A 19,768-nucleotide genomic window follows, 5' to 3' on the forward strand; every position below is an offset into this window, starting at 1 on the left:
ATCCTTTCGAGGCGGGCTAACCCTTGCCTGGCGGCCGGACGGATCGATTGGGATGCCGCTGGGAGCGGCGCCGCCGGTACTGGAGGATCTTCTCCAGGTTCTTCCGGCCCTCGTAGAGGTAATGGGCGATGGAATTCTCAGCCAGCCGGGTGATGCCGGCGATCTCGGGATTGGAGAAACCGAGCGCGGCCAGGACGATCACGGTGTACTGCGACCGGGGCAGGGCGTGCAGCGACTGCAGGATCGCGGTCACCCGTAACTGCTGGTCGGCGACACCCAAACCAGAGACCAGTGTGCCGTTGCTGTTCACGATCTCTTCCTCCAATCGCGCGACGGGTGCCTTGCGCAGCTCGTCGAGAGCGAGATTCCTGGCGACCGCGATCGCCCACGGCAGCGGGTCGTCGACCGTGTGCCAGCGGACGTACAGCCGCTCCATCGCCGCGTCGGCGATCTCCTCGATGTCGACCAGACTTCTGAACTGGTGACGCAGGTACACGCGGACCTGTACACGGATGTCCTGGTACCTGTCCGTGAAGAAGTCCGGCTGGGTATCTCGCATCGGATCGTCGTTCCGGCTCCGGGGTACATGCGGCACGCTTCATTCGCCTTTGTGTGCGTTGGTGGTGGTCGAGGCGTCCTTGGTGCTCGTACATCTGACGGGTCATGTCGCGCCAAATGTATATCTGTCACCCGATCGGTGTATGTGAATTATTTGTACGACCATTGCCGGAAAAGATCATTGCCTTTGCGTACTGTTCGCCGAATATCGAAGGACGCAGTTGAACGGCACCGCACAAGCAGGTGAGCTTGATTCTTCCGGCATTTTCGCGGAATTTCCCGATGGCCGGGAAGGGCTGGACCGGCCCGGCAGGATGGCCTGTGGCATACCCGAGGACAAGGAGTTGATCAATGCGACTTCGAAGAGCCCTGCTGCTATCGTCGATGCTGGTGATCGGGTTGGCGGCACCCGCGGCCGCGACCCAGCCCGAGAAAGTGATCGTGCTGCCGGGAGCCAGTTCGGCCGAGGGCATCGCCGCCGGGTACGGAACCGAGTTCTTCGCCGGTGATCTGTTCCGCGGCGACATCTTCCGCGGTGACGCACGGCGCGGCAAGGCGGAGTTGTTCATCGACGCACCCACCGGCCGCCTCGCCGTCGGAATGATCACCGACCTGCGGCACGACTTGCTGTTCGTGGCGGGCGGCACCACCGGCCAGGCGTACGTCTACGACACCAGACGCGGAACGACGGTTGCGGAGTACCAGTTCGTGCCCGCCAACCAAGGCTTCATCAACGACGTGACACTGACCAGAGAAGGCGCCTGGTTCACCGACTCGATGAACCCGCGGTTGTACTTCGTGCCGGTGAGCCGCTTCGGCAAGCCAGGCCCAGCGAAAACGCTGGCGCTCAGCGGACCGGCGGCCGACACGAGCGGAGCCTTCAACCTCAACGGCATCAACACAACGCCGGACGGCCGTGCGCTGATCGTGGCACATTCCTCCCGCGGCGAGCTGATCAGGGTCGACGCACGCACCGGAACGAGTCAAACCGTTGCGGGCGTTAGTGTTACGGGAGCGGACGGCGTCGCCCGCGACGGACGTACCGTATGGGTGGTGCAGGGCGTCAACCACGTCGGCGGAAATCCCGTCACCGGACAGGTGAGCCGGATCCGCCTGACGGCCGACGGAAGCGCAGGCGTCCTGGACAAGGTCATCACCAGCACGAACTTCCAAACCCCTGCCACAGCAGCGAAATTGGGGAACAAGCTGGCAGTGGTGAACGCGAAGTTCGACACCGGCTTCCCACCGACCGCGGACACCTACGAGGTCGTCGTCACCAATAGTTAGACGCGATACAAGAGGAAATTTCCGGTTGTTCGTGGCCAGAACGACGTTCACTGTTCTGGCCATGACAAACGAGATCTCACAGCAGCGGATGCCCGGCAGACTCAAACTGACACTGGGGATCCTGATCTTCCAGGTGCTTGCCAACGGGTTCATCGGGTTCCTGATCATCGACGCGATCAGCGAACGATCCAGCCACGGCGCCAGAACACCCAACGGGGGCCTGCTCTACTTCATCGGCTTCCTGTCCATCGCGATCGCGTTGACATTGCTGGCATGCGTACTGATGGCAGGAACGCGGCGGGCATGGGTCCGCATGACGGTGATCGGCATCGAGGTGATCGGCCTGATCAGCGGAGCGATCAACCTGTTCAGCGGGCAAGTCACCGCGATCGCCGGGATCGCACTGGCGATCGGCGTGATGTCGATGCTGAACCAGGACAACGTCCGCGAATGGTTCAGTGAGTGACGCACAGGTGCAAGAGAGACCGCGCCCCAAGGGGAAAGCGAAGGCGCGCCCGAAGAACAGTGTAGGCGCGCCCGGGCCTAAGTGGAGGCGCGCCCAGCCCAAAAGTGTAGGCGCGCCAAAAGTGGCAGTCGGCGCGATTTTGTGTGGAGTGGCGCCGCAAATAAGCTTGTCGGCGGGGCAGGGCCGCAGGTCCTGCCCGCTTTTCCCTGCCTTTGCGGCGCAGAGGCTCCACACAAAATCGCGCCGACCCCAACACAGCAGCGCGCCGAAGGTGACCACAGCGCGCGCCGCGGCAAGCACGACGCGCGCCAAAAGCAACAAGAAGCCCGAAACCAAACTCAGCCCACAGGCAACTCACTCATCGCATGCTTGACCAACTTGATCAACGTCAACTTCGCCGAATCCCGCTTCCGAGCGTCACACATGACGATCGGCACGTGCGTCGGAACCGCGAGCGCCGCGCGGATCTCGTCCTCTCCATACTGCTGCGCGTCATCAAACACGTTGACAGCAACGATAAAGGGAATCCTTCTCCGCTCAAAGTAGTCGATCGCCGCGAAGCTGTTGTCCAGCCGTCGCGTGTCGACCAGCACCACGCAGCCGATCGCGCCGCGCGCCAGTTCGTCCCACATGAACCAGAACCGGTCCTGTCCTGGCGTGCCGAACAGGTACAGCACGTGCTTCGGCGAAATGGTGATCCGGCCGAAGTCCAGTGCCACCGTGGTCGTGGTCTTGCGTTCGACGCCCGCCAGGTCGTCGATTCCGTCGCTGGCTTCGGTCAGCAGCTCCTCCGTCGTCAACGGGGGGATTTCACTGACTGAGCCGACCAAAGTGGTTTTCCCGACGCCGAACCCGCCTGCCACGATGATCTTGACCGGCGTTGGGATCGTGTCCTCGCCGCCGGCCGTGTCGACGTCAGAGGTTGGAGAGACCATCAAGTACCGCCTGTAGTAGTTCGCGATCGGGTGCCTCGACCCGTTGCGCCGGAGACCGGACGATGACAACGCCGCGTTCGATGAGGTCGCCGCACAGCACCCTGATCACCCCGAGCGGGAGATTCATGTGTGCCGCCAGTTCGGCGACCGAGAGCGGCCGCTGGCACAACCGCTTGATCTTCAGGTGTTCCGGGGTGAGTCCGCCGTCGGTCGTCTCGGCCGACCGCAATGTCATCACCTGTGTGGCCACGTCCAGTTGCGCGCCCGCCGACGCCGGAGTCCGGCCAGCGGTGATCGCGTACGGCCGGACCAGGGGACCGGCGGCTTCGTCATACCAACCGTCGTCCACTCCTTACGTCCTTTCCGCGGTTTTCACGGCGTCCCGTGGCGCCGAGGCGAGATAGTCGCCGACGCGTTTGACCAGGCGGTTCATCTCGTAAGCGATCATCTCGACGTCCACGGTCTCCTCGGCGAGCACCGCGAGGCACGCACCCCGGCCCGCCGCGGACACGAACAGGTAGCCGCGCTCCATCTCGATCAGGTTCTGCAGCACGCCACCGCGGTTGAAGTGCCTGCTCACGCCTTTGGCCAGGCTCTGCAGGCTGGAGGCGATGGCTGACAACTGGTCGGAGTCGTCCTTGTTCATGCCCGCCGACTTGCCCAGCAGCAGGCCGTCCGCGGACAGCACGATGGCGTGCTGGGTGCCGACGACCCGGCTGACGATGTCGTCAAGCAGCCAGTTCAGATCGGTTTTCTGGTTCATTGGAGAGTTTTCCCTGGTGGAGTGCGGAGGTTCAGTCTGCTGTGACATCGGATTCGCGACCGCGCTGGGTTCCCTTGTGGAATGCCGACAACGTCCTCGACTGGCCGTAGTCGCGGGACTCTTCCGGCTGTTCGATGTTCTCGCTGGTGTCCGCTGGTTCGTCGCGCAGCTGGGACACGAGGTTCTGCTGCGGCCGCCGCTGTGGCAGTGGCGCACGGCCTGTCTCCGTGTCCGGTTTGGTTTCCGCGACAGGCTCTGGCTCCTCGGCTACCGGTGGTGCCGGCGCCGGGCGTGGCCGTGGGGAGTCGGTGCGTCGCGGCAGGAAACCGTTGGAATGAGCCGCTTCGCGGGGTTCCGGCCACTGTGCCGCGGCCGGGGGGAGTGGAGCCTGTGCAGGTGCTGCAGGGGGCGGCGCCGCCGGCGCCGGTTCGCTCACCACCATGGGGTCCTCGGCTTGTCCGTCGGTGATAAGGATGTGCTTCGGAAGCAGCACGGTCGCCCGCGTTCCGCCGTAGCGCGACGGGTCGAAGGTGACCGTGATGTCGAGTCGGGACGCGATACGGGCGACCACGAACAGGCCGAGGCTGGTGTCCGCGCGCAACGCCATGGCGTCGAACTCGGGCGCCTCGTTCATCATGCTGTTGGCCCATTCCCTGACCGCGTCCTTCATGCCGAGTCCCTGGTCGGAGATCTCGACGACGACGCCACGCGCCACCGGAGTGGCGCTGACTTCCACCTGTGAGCCGGGCGGCGAGAACGAGGTGCCGTTGTCGACCAGCTCGGCGATCAGGTGAATGGTGTCCGCGACGGCCGACCCGGCGATCGCCACGTCCGGAATGCCTTCGACCCTGACCCGCGAGTACTGCTCGGTCTCGGACACCGCGGCACGCAGAACTTCCAGCAGTGGCACGGGGTTGCGCCACCGCCTGCCCGGCTGCTTGCCACCGAGGATGATCAGGTTCTCGGTGGTGCGCCGCGCACGGGTGGCCAGGTGGTCGAGCTGGAACAGCGAGGCCAGCTGGGACGAGTCCTCCTCGCGCTTCTCCATCTCGTCGAGGATCTGCAGCTGCCGGTGCACCAGAACCTGGTTGCGGTGCGCGATACCGAGGAACACGTTGTGTACACCGCTACGGGCTTTCGCCTCGCTCACCGCCGCGTTCACGGCCGTCAGCTGGGCGATGTTCAACGCCTCGGCCACCTGCCCGATCTCGTCACGACCGTGGTCGAGCCGTGGCAGCTCTTCGGTCACGTTGACGTGCTCGCCGCCCTTGAGGCGCTCCACGATGTTCGGCAGCCGGTTGCGGGCGAGGTCGAGCGAGTCGTTGCGCAGCCGCGCAAGCCGCGTCATCAGCGCACGGTCGACGAGCGAACGGGACACCCGGACCGCGACGATGATCGCGGCGAGCGACGCGAGCAGTGCGAAGATACTGCCGATGATCGCGTTGCGCAGCTGGGCGTCGCCGGACTCGAGCGCGGCCGCCGAGACCTTGTCGGCCTGATCGATGGCGATGGCGTTGAGGCCCTGTGCGACTTGGGTCGTCGTGTTCTGCCAGTCCGCTTCGGTCACTGGCAGGCTGGCGACGTCACGGGCGGTCCACGGACCGCGCTTGACGAGTGAATCTTCCAGGCTCGCCAGCCGCGTCCACGCATCGCTGGTGGTCAGGGCCTGGTACGCGGCACGGACCTGCGGGTCGAGGAACGGCGCGATCTGAGCGAGTTCGGTCCGGTAGAAGCCGCGCACCTGGGTGAACTGGACGAAGTCGTCGGGGGCGAACGCCTTGGCCGCGTATGCCGTCGAGACAAGCGAAGTCTCGCGCGACATCATGTCACCGGCGCGGAAGACCGAGGTCGCGGTGATACCGCCGTGTGCGGCTTGGGCGTCCGGCACGATCCGCGCCTGGGTGTCGAACAGGTTCGACGCCGTGTCCATCACGCCGTTGAAGTAACTGTTGACTTGCGCCCGGTTGATGCTCCGGAAGGCGATCTGCGAGCGCAGCACCGGCAACTGGTCGAACTGGCTCTTCAGCGCGTTGACCTTGGTGGCGATCTCGTCGGGCGCGGCGGAGATGGTCGAGTCGAAGGCGCTGTGCAGCGCGACGAGCTTCTCGTCGGTCGCTCTTTGCTGTTCCTGCAGCGCGGACTGCCCCACCGCGGGATTGTCGATGTACTGCAGGGCGATCTGACGTTCCTTCTGGAACGCGGCCAGCGCGGTGGCCGCCGGGATCGACACCTCGCGCACCGACGCCGCGACCAGGCGGACATAAAGGCCGTTGATGACGAAGTACGACGAAACCGCGATCCATAACACCAGAAGTGTCACGCTGGGAATGAGGACGGTCCTGGTCAGCCGTTTGCGGATCGACTTGTCGTACGGCTTGTCGGACTCGTCTTTGTCGTCTGTGCGCTGCACGGGTCACGAACTCCTGAGTGGCAGTCGGCGAAAAATGGGGACCCGGGCTCTCCGTGTCACCGCGGAACCGATCACGGAGGTTTTATCATGAACCACTCGAACGCGGTGATCGCCACCACCGTTGCACACCTGTCCAGCGAATTCGTTGCGGCGCAAGCTCGCTGCGGTCCACTTGCACCAGTACCGCGATCGGCGAACAATTGTCACTCCAGCCGTTGACGCCAGCGCGTGAAGGCTGTGACCAGTTCGGCTGGGGCATTGACACGAAGCAGCCGGCGTGTCTCCTCGTCGATGTAGTGCCGATAAAGCGGTATCAAGCCCGCTGCCAGCTCGGATGTGATCTGCGCGGAATCCAGAGGATGTCCGGCTCGGACACGCGTGGCCATGCGCACCAGTGACGCCGCGATGGGTTGAGGCTGGGCGAGATACCAGGCGATGGCTTCGTCGTTGGTAGCCGCACGTCCTGCGGTTTTCGTGCCGGTACAGAGGAAACGGACAGGGAACAGCACGGCCTTGGTGAACCACACCATATCCACCAGCAGGCGGCGGGGGTTGTGGAATTCGGAGATCACTTCATCGGATGCCAGGACGTCGACGGCGAACCGGGCGCTCTCCAATAGCAACTCGTCGGTGGCCGGGCGGGCCACCTGCTTGGCGACGTCGTCGCCGAACAGGAGCACACCTTGATCGGCGAGTTGCAAGCGGTCGAGCGCGGGGAAGCGTCCGTCGTCCTGTCCGGCGCGCAGCGCGGGCAGGGACGCCCAGAATGTGGACAGTTTGCGTTGCAGGCTGCCTTGCCCGCGCAGGGTTTCGGTCGTCGTGTTCATAGTGCTCGCGTCGCCGTCACGAGTGTCGGTCAGCACGACGGCCAGGTCGATGTCGCTGACGGCCGGGGAGTAACCGCCGTACGCGAGGCTGCCAAGGAGGTAGGTGGCAACCAAGCGATCGGCGAAGATGTCCTGGTAAGCGCGGGCGCAGTCACCAGCGACGGCCCGCGCCGCAGCGACCGGGTCAGTCGTGGTCATACGGTGACAGCACCGGTGTCCCGGAGGGCGCACTCGGCGATTCGGTTGGAGACAACGTCGATGACCTGCCACGCACGATCCAGCACAGTGATCAGGTCGTCCGCGGTCCAGTCACTGCGTTGCCGCAGAAGCCGGTAGCCCATCTCCAGGTGCTCAGCGTCCGCCTCGTCGTGCAGCGTGAAGTAGGGGTCGTCGGGGAAGGCGCGGGTACCCGCCTGGCTGAGGACGAGGCTGCCTGCCTCCAGCGCGAGGTGGGCGAGGACAGCGCGCTGAACCCCTGGCAGCACGGCGAACTGGTCGACGAACCACGACGCGCCCGCTTCGATGACGGGGTCCCAGACGAGCCGCCGGTCGTCCGCGCGGCTGCGGGCGAGGATGGCGTCGTGACCGACCTCTTCCTGTTGGTGCTCGAGGGCAAGCGTGCGCAGCTGCGGGTCGGTCTCGAAGGTGACCCGGGCACTGATCATTCGTTGAAAGGCGTTCGACCAAGGTTGCAGGTAGGTGAGCACCGCTTTCTTCGTCTCGGTTGCGGTGTTCTCGTCGGCCAGCAGGCGGATCAGCTCCGACGACTCGTATTCCCGTTGCCGCTCCTCGTTGTAGCGGGCAATGCGTTCCACATCCTGGTCGCTCACTTTCGGCTCCTTGCGGTCGAGATCAACGGACGAGAGGGGGTGGGGTTCAGACCGGTCGTAGACCGGAAACCGGAAGTAGGTGGTGATGTCACCCCGTCGGCCCGCGGCGCGGTAGCTCACCAGCGTCAGCAGACCCTGGCTGTCTTCCAGCGTTCCGGGCACCAACGCGGCGGCCAGAGCGTACAGCCGGGCCGGGTTGACTCCCTCGCTGCGCAGTAGCTCCGCGGTCCGGTCCACGGCCTGCCGGTCGTTGGCCGCCAGGTCGGTCAGCCGGAGATAGCTGGTACTCTCGGCAACTTGGTCTAGACCAGAGCGGAACGCGAGGCAGCTCAACGCGCCTTCCCCTGCGCTGGCACGGTTACCGGCCAATGTCCGGTAAGCCGCCAGCGCCGCGTCAGTGTCGTGGTTTAATGCCACCGAAGCGATGCGGTTCATTTCGTGGATGTCCGCGCCGTGGTTGCGATAGTAGATCTTGACACGGGCGTGCGCTTCGTCCGCCAGGTCCACCGCGAAGAACTCGATCTCTCTGCTGCCGTCGACACCCTCGATCCGCCGCCGGGCATCGTTCCACGCGGCGGCCATCCCCAACCGGTCCATGGCCTCGCTCACCGCGCTGTAACGCTGGGACAGTGGCCAAGTGTACAAACCGAAGTATGTCTTGTGGACCACGCGCATGGGCGGTCGCCAGGCGACCGAGTGCCACAGTGGCGCGTGCGACGGCCGATTGCCTTGCGGTGTAAAGATTTCATGGATCTGTCGCAAACGACTTGTGACTGTGGAGTCATCGTGGCCGAGGTTGTTCTCGTCGCCAAGGCAGTCGAACAGCAGCCGCAACTCCGGGTGGCGGCCCGACCAGTTCACTGACATCTCGGCCGGGAACCCGTCATCCGCCACATAGGACGGCTCCGCGGGCGTCGTCCCGATCCGCTCGGCCGACCACGCGGGAAGCACGGCTCTGAGCATCTGGGTGGTCCGGGTGGACTGATCACCCGGGACTTGCAGCGCATCACACGCCGTCGCCCACAGTTCGCACAGGAAGTCAACGAACAGCCGACCTTGTGCGGGATAGATTTTCCCTACATAACCAGGTAACCGCAGTGATCGACTGGCCACGAGCGGAGGTTATCAGCGCAGTACGTGTACAACGATCAAGCTCTACCCGGGTGGTCCAACCAATTGCGCCATCTGGGTTTGCTGTTGTCCGCAATGGATACGCAGTGGCACGGCGCCGATCGGACGAGTTCCGCTATGTGAATACAACGGTGGCGTCACTCGGGGTCACTGGCTGAGTTCGTACGTCATCTCGACGCCTTCCAGTTGAACGCCGTCCGGCAGCGGAACCATCGTTTGGCGTGTTTCTTGGAAGCCGAAGGCGTGGTATAGCGGCACTCCTGGCAACGTCGCCATCAGTGACAGCGAGCGGAAGCCCTCCTCGCGGGCGGCCTTGACGCAAGCGTCGAGGATCGCCTTGGCAAGTCCTCGCCGTGTCCAGTCCGCACGGACGAACATCGCGCGAACTCTCGCCGGTTCGGTGGCGGGGTCGAGCAATCGGCCGTCGTCCTGCTGCGAGCCGGATCCTGTATAGAGCTTGTTGCGCTTGCTCCAGCCACCACACGCGACAATCTCGCCGCCGGCCTCGTACACGAAGTACGTGCCGTCCTTGATCAATGTGATGTCCGGCTCGGTCAGGTAGATCGCCGCGCTGGCGGCCTGGCGTTCGGTGTAGAAGCGCGGGAACAGTTCGGCTCCCGAGACGCGCATCAGCGTCCCGATCCGTGGCATGTCGGCGACGGTGGCCAGGCGCATGGTCTAGAAGATCCCCGGGCCGGGCGTCAGTATCCGGTCTGGGTCGTAAGCCCGTTTTGCCCGTTGGACTTCCGGCCACCGCTCACCGTAGTGCGCGGCCCAGTCCCGCGCGCCGAAGTCCATCGAGCCGATCGGGTACCGGACTCCGCCGAGCTGCCGCGCTCGGTCGAACAGGCGGTTGTTCCGGGCTAGCATCTCCTTGGCGAAGGCGGGATCGGGGCCGGGTTTCTCGGCCGCGGTGAGGATGTCGAACAGGAAAACCCAGTCGTCGTCGGGTACCCGCATCATCGGCCGGGTCAGTTTCGAGCGCTGGATCGGGAAAAGCAGGACCCATCCGCCCGCACCGACGTCGCGAGCGGTGAGCGACGGGACGACCTCGCTGACGTAACGCTCCATAGTGGACCCGGGTAGCCATACGTCGAACCAGGGCTTGACGAGTTCATCCCATGAGATGCTCTTGCGCAGGTCGTCGACCTGGGTGTCGACGCGTTCGACGTACGTCAGGAAGTCCAGGCTTGCCGCTTGGGCAACGCTTCCACTCAGTTCGCGCAGCAGGTGGGAGTCGTTTGGTGGAGACGAGGGTTCGAAGGCGGTCGCCGCGAAGATGTGCGGCACACCGCCGAGCCATTGCGCGAAGACGTCCTCGATCTCGTTACGGGTCAACAGGGTCCGCAGGTCCTTGAAGAACGTCGGGAGATCGGCGTACCGCAGGACGTACGAGCGGACCATCGGCAGGGCGGGCACCATGTCCACAATGGCCCTGGTTATCACGCCGAACTGCCCGACACCGGCGAGAACCGCGTCGAACAGTGCACGGTTACGGGTGCGCGAGCACCGGACGGCGCGTCCTTCGCCCGTGACCACCTCAAGTTCTTTGACGTGGTCGACGGCCAGGCCCACGCGGTTGGTCGACGAAACACCGCCCATCGACAGCACCCCGCCGATCGACAGTCCTATGTAGCCAGTCAACACCGGCGGCGCCAGCCGGTGCCGGTACCCGGCCCGCGTCAGATCAAGCCATGTCGCACCGGCGTCGACGTCGGCCCGGTCTCGGTCGATCGAGTGGATCGTGGCCAGCCAACGGCTGTCGATGAGCAAGCCCGCGACCAAACCTTGGCCGTGCGTGGAATGCCCTCGGCCACGGGTGGCGACCTTGATGCGGTGCTTGCGGCAGAACCGGATCATCTTCTCGATGTCCCTGACCGACTTGGGCCGCAGCACTGCCAGCGGTTCACGGATCACGTACTGCCCGTTGTCCGTTGACACGCCGGAATGGTCGAAGACGAGTTCGCCATCCAGTTGCGGCACACGGTCGAACGGCCCTTCCGCCGCCCACACCCGGCCGACCGGGTCGAACCCGGCGACAAGAACACCAAGACCGAGGCCAGTCAACAGGTTCCGTCGAGTCAGCACATCGTGGATGTTACTCGGGCCACGCGTTGTCCTGAATGACCGAGACGAAGTCCGCGCGCTGGAAGCCCGGCTCGAAGTGCGCGATGACGTCGTCGTTCATCGTGCCGAAAGTGCTGTCCGGGCGGTCTTTCATGCCGTCATAGAAGGCCTTGACGATGCCCTTTTTGAAGTCCGGCCGCGGATGCGCGGCGGTGACGGCCCTGATTTCGTCCTCGGTGATCTGGTCGAGGTCGAAGCCCAGCACGTCGGTCTCCACACCCAGGGTGACCACGGCGATCTCGGGTGCGAGGTGCATCGGCAGCTCAGGCGTTGTGTGCAAGGCGATGGCGTACCAGACCTGACGGGCGTCGTACTCGCTGTAACCGTGCTCCAGCAGGAACGTGCGGGCGAGTTCGGCGCCGTCGATCTCGAACCGGCGGTCCTTGGTTCGGTACTTCGAGGTCAGGCCGAGGTCGTGGAACATCGCGCCCACGTACGCGGCCTCCGGATCGACGTCCAGGCCACGGTGACGGGCCTTCAACGAACCCCACAGGTAGACGCGGCGCGAGTGGTGGAACAACAGGTCGTCGGCGGCCGCACGGACCAGTTCGGTGGCGTCCTCGGCGATCGGCGTGTCAGGGATCTCGATCCCGGCGATGATCTCGGTCATGCCCTCAGCTTCGGCGCTCTCGGGCGGCGCGCCCATGCGTTGACGGACATACTTCGCAGTGATCCGGACATGGGAGTACTGATGCGCGTGGGTGTCGTCGTCTTCGACGGGGTCAAGCTGCTGGACGTCGCTGGTCCGACGGAGGTGTTCGCCGAGGCCAACCGGGTCGGCAACACCGACTACACGCTGGTCACGCTGGCAGTCGGCGCCCAGGCCGTGACCTCCTCCACCGGTATGGCGATCAAGATCGACGCTGACCTGCGTGACACCGAGGTGGACACGTTGCTGGTGGCCGGTGGCGACCGGCTCGTCGGCAGGCCGATCGAGCCCGAGCTCGTCGACGCCGTCCGGGACGCTGTCCAAGGCACGCCGCGGGTGTGCTCGATTTGTACGGGCGCTTTCGTGCTGGCTGCCGCGGGAGTGCTGGACGGGCGCCGCGCGACTACGCATTGGCAGCACGCGCGCCTGCTCGCCAAGAGCTATCCGCACGTCACCGTCGAACCGGACTCGATCTGGGTGCAGGACGGGCCCGTGTTCACCTCGGCCGGGGTGTCCGCCGGTATCGACCTGGCGCTGGCTCTGGTGGAGAAGGACGCGGGCGGCGAGGTGGCCAGGACCGTGGCCCAGTCGCTGGTTGTGTTCCTGCAACGGCCGGGCGGGCAGTCCCAGTTCTCGCCGTCGACCTCACGGCCGCGCCCGAGGTCGTCCGTCCTGCGGGATGTCATGGACGCCGTCGTCGCGGACCCGGGCAAGGACCACTCGGCGACCCGGATGGCCGCGTCGGCCTCGGTGAGCACACGTCACTTGACGCGCCTGTTCCACGCCGAGCTGGGCGTCACGCCCGCGCGCTACGTCGAAGAAGTCCGGATTGACGCTGGGAAACGAGCGCTTGAACAAGGGATGACGGTCGCGGATGCCGCGCGGGAAGCCGGGTTCGGGACGTCGGAATCCATGCGGCGGGCCTTCGTCCTGCGGGTGGGAGTTTCGCCACGCGCCTACCAGCAACGGTTCCGTTCCACGCTACGATGACCTTGTTCTGGGGGGAGCAAGGGGAACATCAGCTTGTCTCGAAGACTTCTCGTCCTCGCGTTCGCTTTTCTGGTCTCGATTCCGGTTCCCGCTTCGGCGAGCGGGGTCGCGCAGTCCTCGGCACTCGTCGGAGTGCAGCAGGTGCTCTACCGCGGCGGGACGAACGGCTACGGCTGCTTCCGGATTCCCGTTCTGGCAAGGACTGCCGCGGGCACCCTGCTTGCTTTCGCCGAGGCGCGCAAGTCGCCGTCGTGCGCTGACCGTGGCGACATCGACCTGGTGGTCCGCAGGTCCACAAACGACGGTCGGACGTGGGGCCCGATCCGCGTGGTGACCTCGGGCTCGCCTGCGGACCCGGACGCACCGTTCACCCGTGGCAACGCGGTTCCGGTGGTGGACAAGGAAACCGGGAAGATCAACCTGATCACGACGTCCAACGAGGCCACGCCGACCGGCAAACGCCTGCCGTGGATCCAGCAGAGCTCGGACGACGGCCTGACGTGGACTCCGCCGCGACCGCTCGGCGCGTCCTTCGACGGGACCAACAACGGCTGGTTCGCGACCGGCCCGGCACACGGCATCCAACTGGAGACCGGGCCGCACAAGGGCCGTCTGATCGTTGGCGCGCACCAGAAACCGAACTCGACGACAGTGCTCGCCGGTGTGCTGTACAGCGACGACAACGGAGACACCTGGAAAGCCAGCGAGGTACCCAACTCCTACGTCGCGGGTCAGCTTTCGCCGGGCGAGATCGCGGTCGCTGAGCTGCCGGACGGTGCTTTGTACGCCGCCGCACGCAACGAGGTCACCGACGGGCCGCACCGCGCCAAGGCGATCAGCACGGACGGCGGCACCACGATGCCCGCGTTCACAACAGTTCCGTCGCTGGCGTCGCCGAACGTGCAGGGCTCGATCCTGCCGTTACGCCAGACCTATCGAACGACGCCCGGTGACGTGCTGATCTTCTCGAGTCCTTCCGACCCGGACAACCGGGAAGAGCTGAAGATCCGGTACTCGCTCGATCGCGGTACCACCTGGTCGAGCCCGTCGAAGGGCCTGATCACCAACGAGCGGTCCGGGTACTCCGACCTCGCCGAGCTCACCGGTGGCGAGATCGGTGTCGTGTACGAAGGCGGCGTCTCGTTCTCCGCCGACGAGATCCGTTTCACCCGGTTCACGCCGGGGCAGCTCGGTCTTCCTGGCACCACTCGTGGCACGCCGTCGCCGCAGCCGTCGACACCGGCCGGGCCGACGACGCCGGACAGCACGCTCGAGGCCAATGACGCTTATCTGCGTGGGAACGCGTCTTTGAACGATGGACTTCTGCTTGACGGAAACGGGGACTACGCGGAGGTTCCGTACACGCGCACCCTCGATCCGGGCGATAGGGACTTCACCATCAGCACGCGGTTCCGCTATTCGGCCACTTCGACGAGCCCTAACCAGGTGCTTTTCTGGGGTTACGGTGTCGGAGCCGATGTTCCGCAGGTGTGGCTACGGCTGCAGCCCGGCAGTGATCAGGTGGCCGCGTGGGTTGAGGGCAAGGGCGGCCATGCGTACGTGACCTTGCCTGCTCCGGACGCTTTCGGGGACTCGGTGTGGCATCAGTTGACTCTCACCAGGACCGGGTCCCGGGTCGATCTCACGGTGGACGGGGCGTCCGCGAGTGGGACCGGTGTCGTGGGTGCGGTGTCGGCGGGTGTGACCGGTCTTCGCCTCGGCGCGAAGCAGGACGCGACTGCCAGCGACGCTTTCACCGGTCGGCTCGGGAATTTCAGCCTGGTGCGCAACGGCGCGCCCAGCCTGAACCTGGCATTTCGGACTGTCGACGGCGCCACTGTGCCCGCTCGGACTCCCGCGCCGATCACCGACGACATGTCGGGGCATTGTGCGGCCGGACGCTTGCTTGGTGGCAAGCAGTCACCGGTTGCCGGTCGTGCGTCGAACACGGTCGCCCTGCCGGTCAACACCGCACACCCCGGTGTGGAAACGCCGTTCTCGCCGACGCTTGACCTCGGTGCAGGGGACTTCACCTTCGCCGTATGGTTCCGGTACTCCGGCTCGGCTGACCAAGCGATTGTGTGGGCGTACGGTACGACGTCGGGCAAGCGCTCGCTTTGGGTCCGGGCGCAGCCAGGGGAGGACCGGCTGTTCGCGTGGGTCGAGACCGAGTCCGATCGGGTGTCGATTCCGCTGGAGGACAGGTCAAGCAGCGTGGCATTCGGCGGAGACCAATGGCACCTGCTCGCTTTGACGAGGACCGGGGATCGGGCGGAGCTCAGTGTCGACGGCGGCACGCCCGCGGTGGCCACCGGTTTGACCGGGTCCGTCAGCGCCGATCAGGCCGACGCCATCAAGGGGCTGCGTCTGGGGTCCAAGATGGACGGCTCGAACGTCATGCAGGGTGCGGTGGACGACTTCCGGCTCTATCACCGGGCCTTGTCCGCTGCGGAGTTGACCGCGGCGGCCACCGGGCGATTCCCATCTGATCTGCCGAAGTTGTGGTGGACGTTCGAAGGCCAGTACACGCAGGCACACGATGTCGTCCAGCCGATCACCGGCCCGCAGACATCGGACGCCTCAGTGCATTGCGCACACGCGGCGGTGTCAGGAAACCCGGCAGTCGTGGCCGGGAAGGTCGGGAACGCCGTGCAGTTCGACGGAGTCGATGACGCCGTGTACATGCCGTACAAGCCGAGTATCGCGTTGGGCGACAACGACTTCAAGGTGTCGACCTGGTTGCGGTACACCGGAACCGCCGACCAGGTGATCTTCTGGGCGTACGGTGTGGGCGCGACTGAACGCGCTCTGTGGATGCGCGGTCAACCCAGCCAGGACCGTCTGTTGGTGTACCTGCAGACGGATACCGGCGCCTTCCAGGCCGCAGCGCAGGACGCCAGTAGCGGAGCGGGATTCAACGACGGCAACTGGCACTTCGTGGAGGCCGAACGCAAGGCCGGGATGTTGACGTTGAGCGTGGACGGCACGCAGTTGGGCAGCACCGCTGTCAGCGGTTCGGTGACCTACGGCGACACGTTCGCGGTGGACGGATTCCGTTTGGGTGCCAGGCCCGACGGCACCAACCGTCTCACCGGGACACTCGACGAGTTCCAGATCCGCCGTGGCGCGGCGTTGGCAGCACACCTGCCGCTCAACGCCGCGTCCTAGCCGATCGGCGATCCAGTTCGCGTGATCGGTTACCGGGTGAGGAATTCGCTCGGCCGCAACGCCCGTGCGACGATCCGGGTGTCACCGACCGAGCCGTAGAACCCTTGTCCGTACCGCAACGCGAACTGGGTCGCCCCGATCACGAACGGTTTGCCGAGCGTGCTGATCCCAGTCGACTCGGCGGCGGCGTTGCGAGCGATCTTGGCGCCGTCGACGTACATAACCGTGCGCCTGCCGTCGTTGACGACCGCCACGTGCGTCCACCGTCCAACGGGGATGGCGTGGCTCCACGAGGTGGGGTCGTCGTCGACCGGTACCGGGTAGACCACGAACTGAAGGAACCGTTCGCCGGAGACGTTCAGGCTGCAGGTCGGCTCATCCGGGGACCAGCCGCTGTGTTTACCAGCGTCGCCGCTGCGCCCTTCCCAGCTCAGGATGCCCATGAAGGCGTGATCTCCTTCGAAGGGCGCGGGCAGTTTGATGAACGTCTCGATGGTGTAGCCCGACAGGAACCGCATGCTGTTGATCGGTGCGGTGTCGCCGGCGCGCAGGATCGCTCCGCGGTCCGGTTGTTTGCCTCCGCCGAACCGCAAGCTGGCGTGCGCGGGCTGGTTGTCGTGATGGTCTTCCGACCACTTCAGCGCATCGGCCGAACTCGTGTTCAGGTACTGGACGGTGAGGTCGTTGCCGTTGCCCGTCAGATCACGGGCGATGCTCCCGGGCTTAATCGCGCTGCCCGCGGCAAGGCCTTCGGCATCGAACCGCCAGTACGCCGCTGTGCCACGCACCAGCACCGCGCTTGCCGGGCGCGGCTTCGGCAGGACGGGCGGTGCGAACCCGGCGAACCGCTGCCGGAAGTCGATTTCGACGCTGAACCGGTCGGCATCACCTGTGAGCACGGAGTTCTCGGTCTCCAGCGGTGTCCGGTCCCGGCGTCCGACCAGCCAAGGTGAGAACGTCTCGACATCGATGACATTGCGGAGCATGTCGAAGGTGTAGAACCTGACCATGCCCGCGCCGCCGTAATAGCGGTCTTGGTAGTTGGTGATGTGCAGGTGTACCGGGTTGCCGTGGTCGTTGGTCAGCGTGGTGCGCCCGGGCGGCCAGTAGTGCCCGTTCAACGTCAGGAAGATCTGGTCGTTGCGGCGGATCACCTTGTCCCACAGGCGTTGTCCATATTCCGACAGCACCGCCGACGGACCGTCGTCCGCGCTGACCAGGTCGTGGGTGGTGAGGATGGTGGGCAATGCCTTGTGCCGGTCCAGCACCTGTTGGACCCACGCGATCCCAGCGTCGGACACTCGCCAGTCCAGCGCGAGCAGCAGCCACTGCCGTCCGCCTCCGGAGATGATGTGGAAGCTGTTGTACCCACCGGGCGAGGAACCGCCGTAGGTTCTCATCCGGCTGAACCGCTGCGGCCCGAAGGTGTTGAGATAAGGTGTCACGCCGCGCTGATCATCAGTCCGGCCCGGCACATCATGGTTGCCGGCCAGCACACTGTAGGGCAATGCGCCGTCGATGGCCCGGAACACATCGTTCGCGGTGCGCATCTCCCGTTCCGTGCCGTGTTCGGTGACGTCGCCGAGATGAGCGAGGAACACGATGTTCGCCTCACGGCGGCGCTGGACGACAGCGCGCAGGCTTTCCCGCACCGGCTCCGGATCTGACCCGCCTTCGTCAAGGAGGTACTGGGTATCCGGCAACACCGCGATGGTGAAGCGGTCTTCACGGCCTTGCTCGGCAACTGCTTCCGATGTGGACAAGCCGGTCACCACTGGTGTGGCGAACGCGGCTTGCAGCAACGTACGACGACCCACGTTCTTGTTCATGCTTTCACGGCTCCCGGCTTGCCCGACTCGACAACGAACGACGCGAATGTCGACTCCGGAGCGTCGCGACGGCTGACCGTGCTGACGATCTGAAGATCAGCGGTCATCTGGTCGTTGCGGACCGTGCAGCGGAAGTAGCCGCGCCGGTCGCCGTCGAAGAACTTGATGTGCGGGTTGTACTTGATCATCGGACCGTAGTACGGGCCGTACACCTCACCGTCTCCATTGGACGAGATGGACGTCCCCACGAACTCGGTCGCGACAACAGGGGAGCCGGGGCGATCGAAGTCCCTGTGGATGTCGTTGACGAATGTCGAGTGCCAATCGCCAGTCACCACAACGGGATTGCTGACCCGATGGTTGACCCACGCGTCAGTCAGCCGTTTACGCGCCGCCGGATACCCGTCCCACGCGTCGTGCCACAACCTGTTGCCGCTGGCCCCGTCATGATCGAGCCTCCCCACCATCACGTTGCTACCAACGATGTTCCACCGCGCAGCGGACGCGGCGAACCCGTCGAAGAGCCACTTCTCTTGCGGGAAGCCCAACATCGTCACATCGGGCGCGTACCCACCGGTGCACGCATCCGCTTCACCCCAACCGCAAGGCGGCACACTGCGGTACTGGCGGCCGTCGAGAATGTCCAGCTGCGCGAGCCGACCCCACCGCATCCGCCGGTAGATGTGCGAACGCAGCCGCACCGGCTGATGCTCGTACCAGGCCTGATAAGCAGCGGCCCGCAGCTCGGTGATGTCACCCGCGTGCTCTTGCTGCGTGCCCGCGTAGTCATTTTTCACCTCATGGTCATCCCACGTGACCAGCCAAGGGAACCTCGCGTGCGCCGCCTGCAGGTCCAGGTCGCTCTTGAACAACGCGTACTGCATCCGCCACCGCTCAAGATCCTGCGGTGCCTTCCTCAGCACATCGGGAGTGCTGGTCTTCCGATACCCGCCATCCGCCGGAATGCCACCCTCGTACACGTAGTCACCAAGGTGGACAACAAGGTCAAGGTCATCGTCAGCCATATGCCGGTACGACGGGTAGTACCCGCTCGCCCAGTCCTGGCATGACGCGAAGGCAAACGCCAACGCCCCACCCGACTTGTACAGCGCAGGCGTGGTCCGTGTCCGTCCAACGGGAGAGATGTCGTTGCGGTACCGGAAGCGGTAAAACCACTCCCGATCCGGCGCAAGCCCGTTGACCTCAACGTGAACGGAATGCGCCAACTCCGGCAGCGCCCACGCGGACCCATGCGCCACGATCCGCCGAAACCGTTCATCGGTGGCAACTTGCCACTCCACCGGCACCTTGACCCGCGGCATACCGCCGCCAACATCGAACGGTTCGGGAGCCAACCGGGTCCATAACACAACGCCAGTCGAGGACGGATCCCCGCTCGCAACACCAAGAGAGAACGGATAGCCACCAGGCTTGGGTGACGCGGCGGCGGAATGCGCGGGTACCTGGGCAACGGCGGCGGCCCCAGCGAGAGCCAAAAACCTCCGCCGAGCAAGTGAGCTGGTCATCGGCACTGTCTAGCCGCCCTCGTTGACCAGCAGGTGAACCGGCGAAGACACTAGAACGGCGGAACGTCATAGGCCTCGGGTTTGGCGATGACGGTTTGTTCCGATGGGGTGTGGAAGACGAGGACGCCGGGTTCGGCCTAGTCGTAGTTCCAGGTTGAGCGTTGGCCAACCGGCGGCGCTCCTCTGCACCCTCGGGGTCGGCACGGATGACTTCGCCGTGCAGGCCACGCTTGAACTTGGTGAGGTTGTCGTGAGGGCCGTTGTCCAGCACG

General features: G+C 65.2%; 16 protein-coding genes. 4 read left to right on the plus strand and 12 right to left on the minus strand.

The features are described 5' to 3' along the window. Positions 1–16: 16 nt before the first annotated feature. Positions 17–559, minus strand: a complete 543-nt coding sequence (locus tag B9C43_RS01860; protein WP_033390506.1) for an RNA polymerase sigma factor — start codon at positions 557–559, stop codon at positions 17–19. 350 nt (positions 560–909) lie between these two features. Between B9C43_RS01860 and B9C43_RS01865 the strand changes: the two genes are divergently transcribed. Together B9C43_RS01865 and B9C43_RS01870 are read left to right on the plus strand one after the other, a co-directional pair. Further along, complete coding sequence (locus B9C43_RS01865; RefSeq protein WP_084424304.1) at positions 910–1,845, plus strand: SMP-30/gluconolactonase/LRE family protein; 936 nt, start codon at positions 910–912, stop codon at positions 1,843–1,845. A gap of 61 nt (positions 1,846–1,906) precedes the next feature. Then, positions 1,907–2,311 (plus strand): hypothetical protein, encoded by a 405-nt coding sequence (locus B9C43_RS01870; RefSeq protein WP_143446027.1) that lies wholly within the window; start codon positions 1,907–1,909, stop codon positions 2,309–2,311. Positions 2,312–2,649: 338 nt separating this feature from the next. Here B9C43_RS01870 and B9C43_RS01875 read toward each other — a convergent pair whose 3' ends face one another. The 9 genes from B9C43_RS01875 to B9C43_RS01920 all read right to left on the minus strand — a co-directional run bounded on the left by B9C43_RS01875 (position 2,650) and on the right by B9C43_RS01920 (position 11,944). Next, entirely contained in the window at positions 2,650–3,246 is a 597-nt protein-coding gene (locus B9C43_RS01875; protein WP_051898234.1) for a GTP-binding protein, read from the minus strand. Beyond that, the gene (locus tag B9C43_RS01880) at positions 3,227–3,595 is read right to left on the minus strand and encodes a DUF742 domain-containing protein (protein ID WP_033393929.1); all 369 of its coding nucleotides are present in this window, start codon (positions 3,593–3,595) and stop codon (positions 3,227–3,229) included. The genes B9C43_RS01875 and B9C43_RS01880 overlap by 20 nt, the downstream gene beginning before the upstream one ends. 3 nt (positions 3,596–3,598) lie before the next feature. After that, positions 3,599–4,009, minus strand: coding sequence for a roadblock/LC7 domain-containing protein (locus B9C43_RS01885; RefSeq protein WP_033393930.1), 411 nt, complete (start codon positions 4,007–4,009; stop codon positions 3,599–3,601). Positions 4,010–4,040: 31 nt separating this feature from the next. Continuing rightward, entirely contained in the window at positions 4,041–6,419 is a 2,379-nt protein-coding gene (locus tag B9C43_RS01890) for a sensor histidine kinase (protein WP_084424306.1), read from the minus strand. A 203-nt stretch (positions 6,420–6,622) separates the two neighbouring features. Next, complete coding sequence (locus tag B9C43_RS01895) at positions 6,623–7,444, minus strand: nucleotidyltransferase family protein (RefSeq protein WP_084424307.1); 822 nt, start codon at positions 7,442–7,444, stop codon at positions 6,623–6,625. After that, positions 7,441–9,189 (minus strand): hypothetical protein, encoded by a 1,749-nt coding sequence (locus B9C43_RS58285; RefSeq protein ID WP_235038395.1) that lies wholly within the window; start codon positions 9,187–9,189, stop codon positions 7,441–7,443. Before B9C43_RS58285 ends, B9C43_RS01895 begins: the two co-directional genes overlap by 4 nt. Positions 9,190–9,354: 165 nt before the next feature. Next, positions 9,355–9,882 carry a GNAT family N-acetyltransferase gene (locus tag B9C43_RS01910; RefSeq protein ID WP_033393936.1) on the minus strand — a complete coding sequence of 176 codons (528 nt, stop codon included), beginning with the start codon at positions 9,880–9,882 and terminating at the stop codon, positions 9,355–9,357. A 3-nt stretch (positions 9,883–9,885) separates the two neighbouring features. Further along, positions 9,886–11,295, minus strand: a complete 1,410-nt coding sequence (locus B9C43_RS01915; protein WP_200825400.1) for an FAD-binding protein — start codon at positions 11,293–11,295, stop codon at positions 9,886–9,888. Positions 11,296–11,305: 10 nt separating this feature from the next. Then, the gene (locus B9C43_RS01920; RefSeq protein ID WP_084425534.1) at positions 11,306–11,944 is read right to left on the minus strand and encodes an HD domain-containing protein; all 639 of its coding nucleotides are present in this window, start codon (positions 11,942–11,944) and stop codon (positions 11,306–11,308) included. Between the two features lie 81 nt (positions 11,945–12,025). On the opposite strand from B9C43_RS01920, the gene B9C43_RS01925 reads away from it, so the two are divergent. Next, complete coding sequence (locus B9C43_RS01925; protein WP_235038396.1) at positions 12,026–12,973, plus strand: GlxA family transcriptional regulator; 948 nt, start codon at positions 12,026–12,028, stop codon at positions 12,971–12,973. Between the two features lie 33 nt (positions 12,974–13,006). Beyond that, positions 13,007–16,141 (plus strand): LamG-like jellyroll fold domain-containing protein, encoded by a 3,135-nt coding sequence (locus B9C43_RS01930; protein ID WP_143446029.1) that lies wholly within the window; start codon positions 13,007–13,009, stop codon positions 16,139–16,141. A gap of 29 nt (positions 16,142–16,170) precedes the next feature. On the opposite strand, the gene B9C43_RS01935 is transcribed toward B9C43_RS01930, so the two are convergent. Then, positions 16,171–17,970, minus strand: coding sequence for a LamG-like jellyroll fold domain-containing protein (locus tag B9C43_RS01935; protein WP_084424310.1), 1,800 nt, complete (start codon positions 17,968–17,970; stop codon positions 16,171–16,173). Continuing rightward, entirely contained in the window at positions 17,967–19,496 is a 1,530-nt protein-coding gene (locus tag B9C43_RS01940) for an alkaline phosphatase D family protein (RefSeq protein WP_084424311.1), read from the minus strand. The genes B9C43_RS01935 and B9C43_RS01940 overlap by 4 nt, the downstream gene beginning before the upstream one ends. Positions 19,497–19,768: the final 272 nt, after the last annotated feature.

This window comes from Kibdelosporangium aridum, assembly GCF_900176515.1.
In the GTDB taxonomy this organism is placed as follows: Bacteria; Actinomycetota; Actinomycetes; order Mycobacteriales; family Pseudonocardiaceae; genus Kibdelosporangium; species Kibdelosporangium aridum.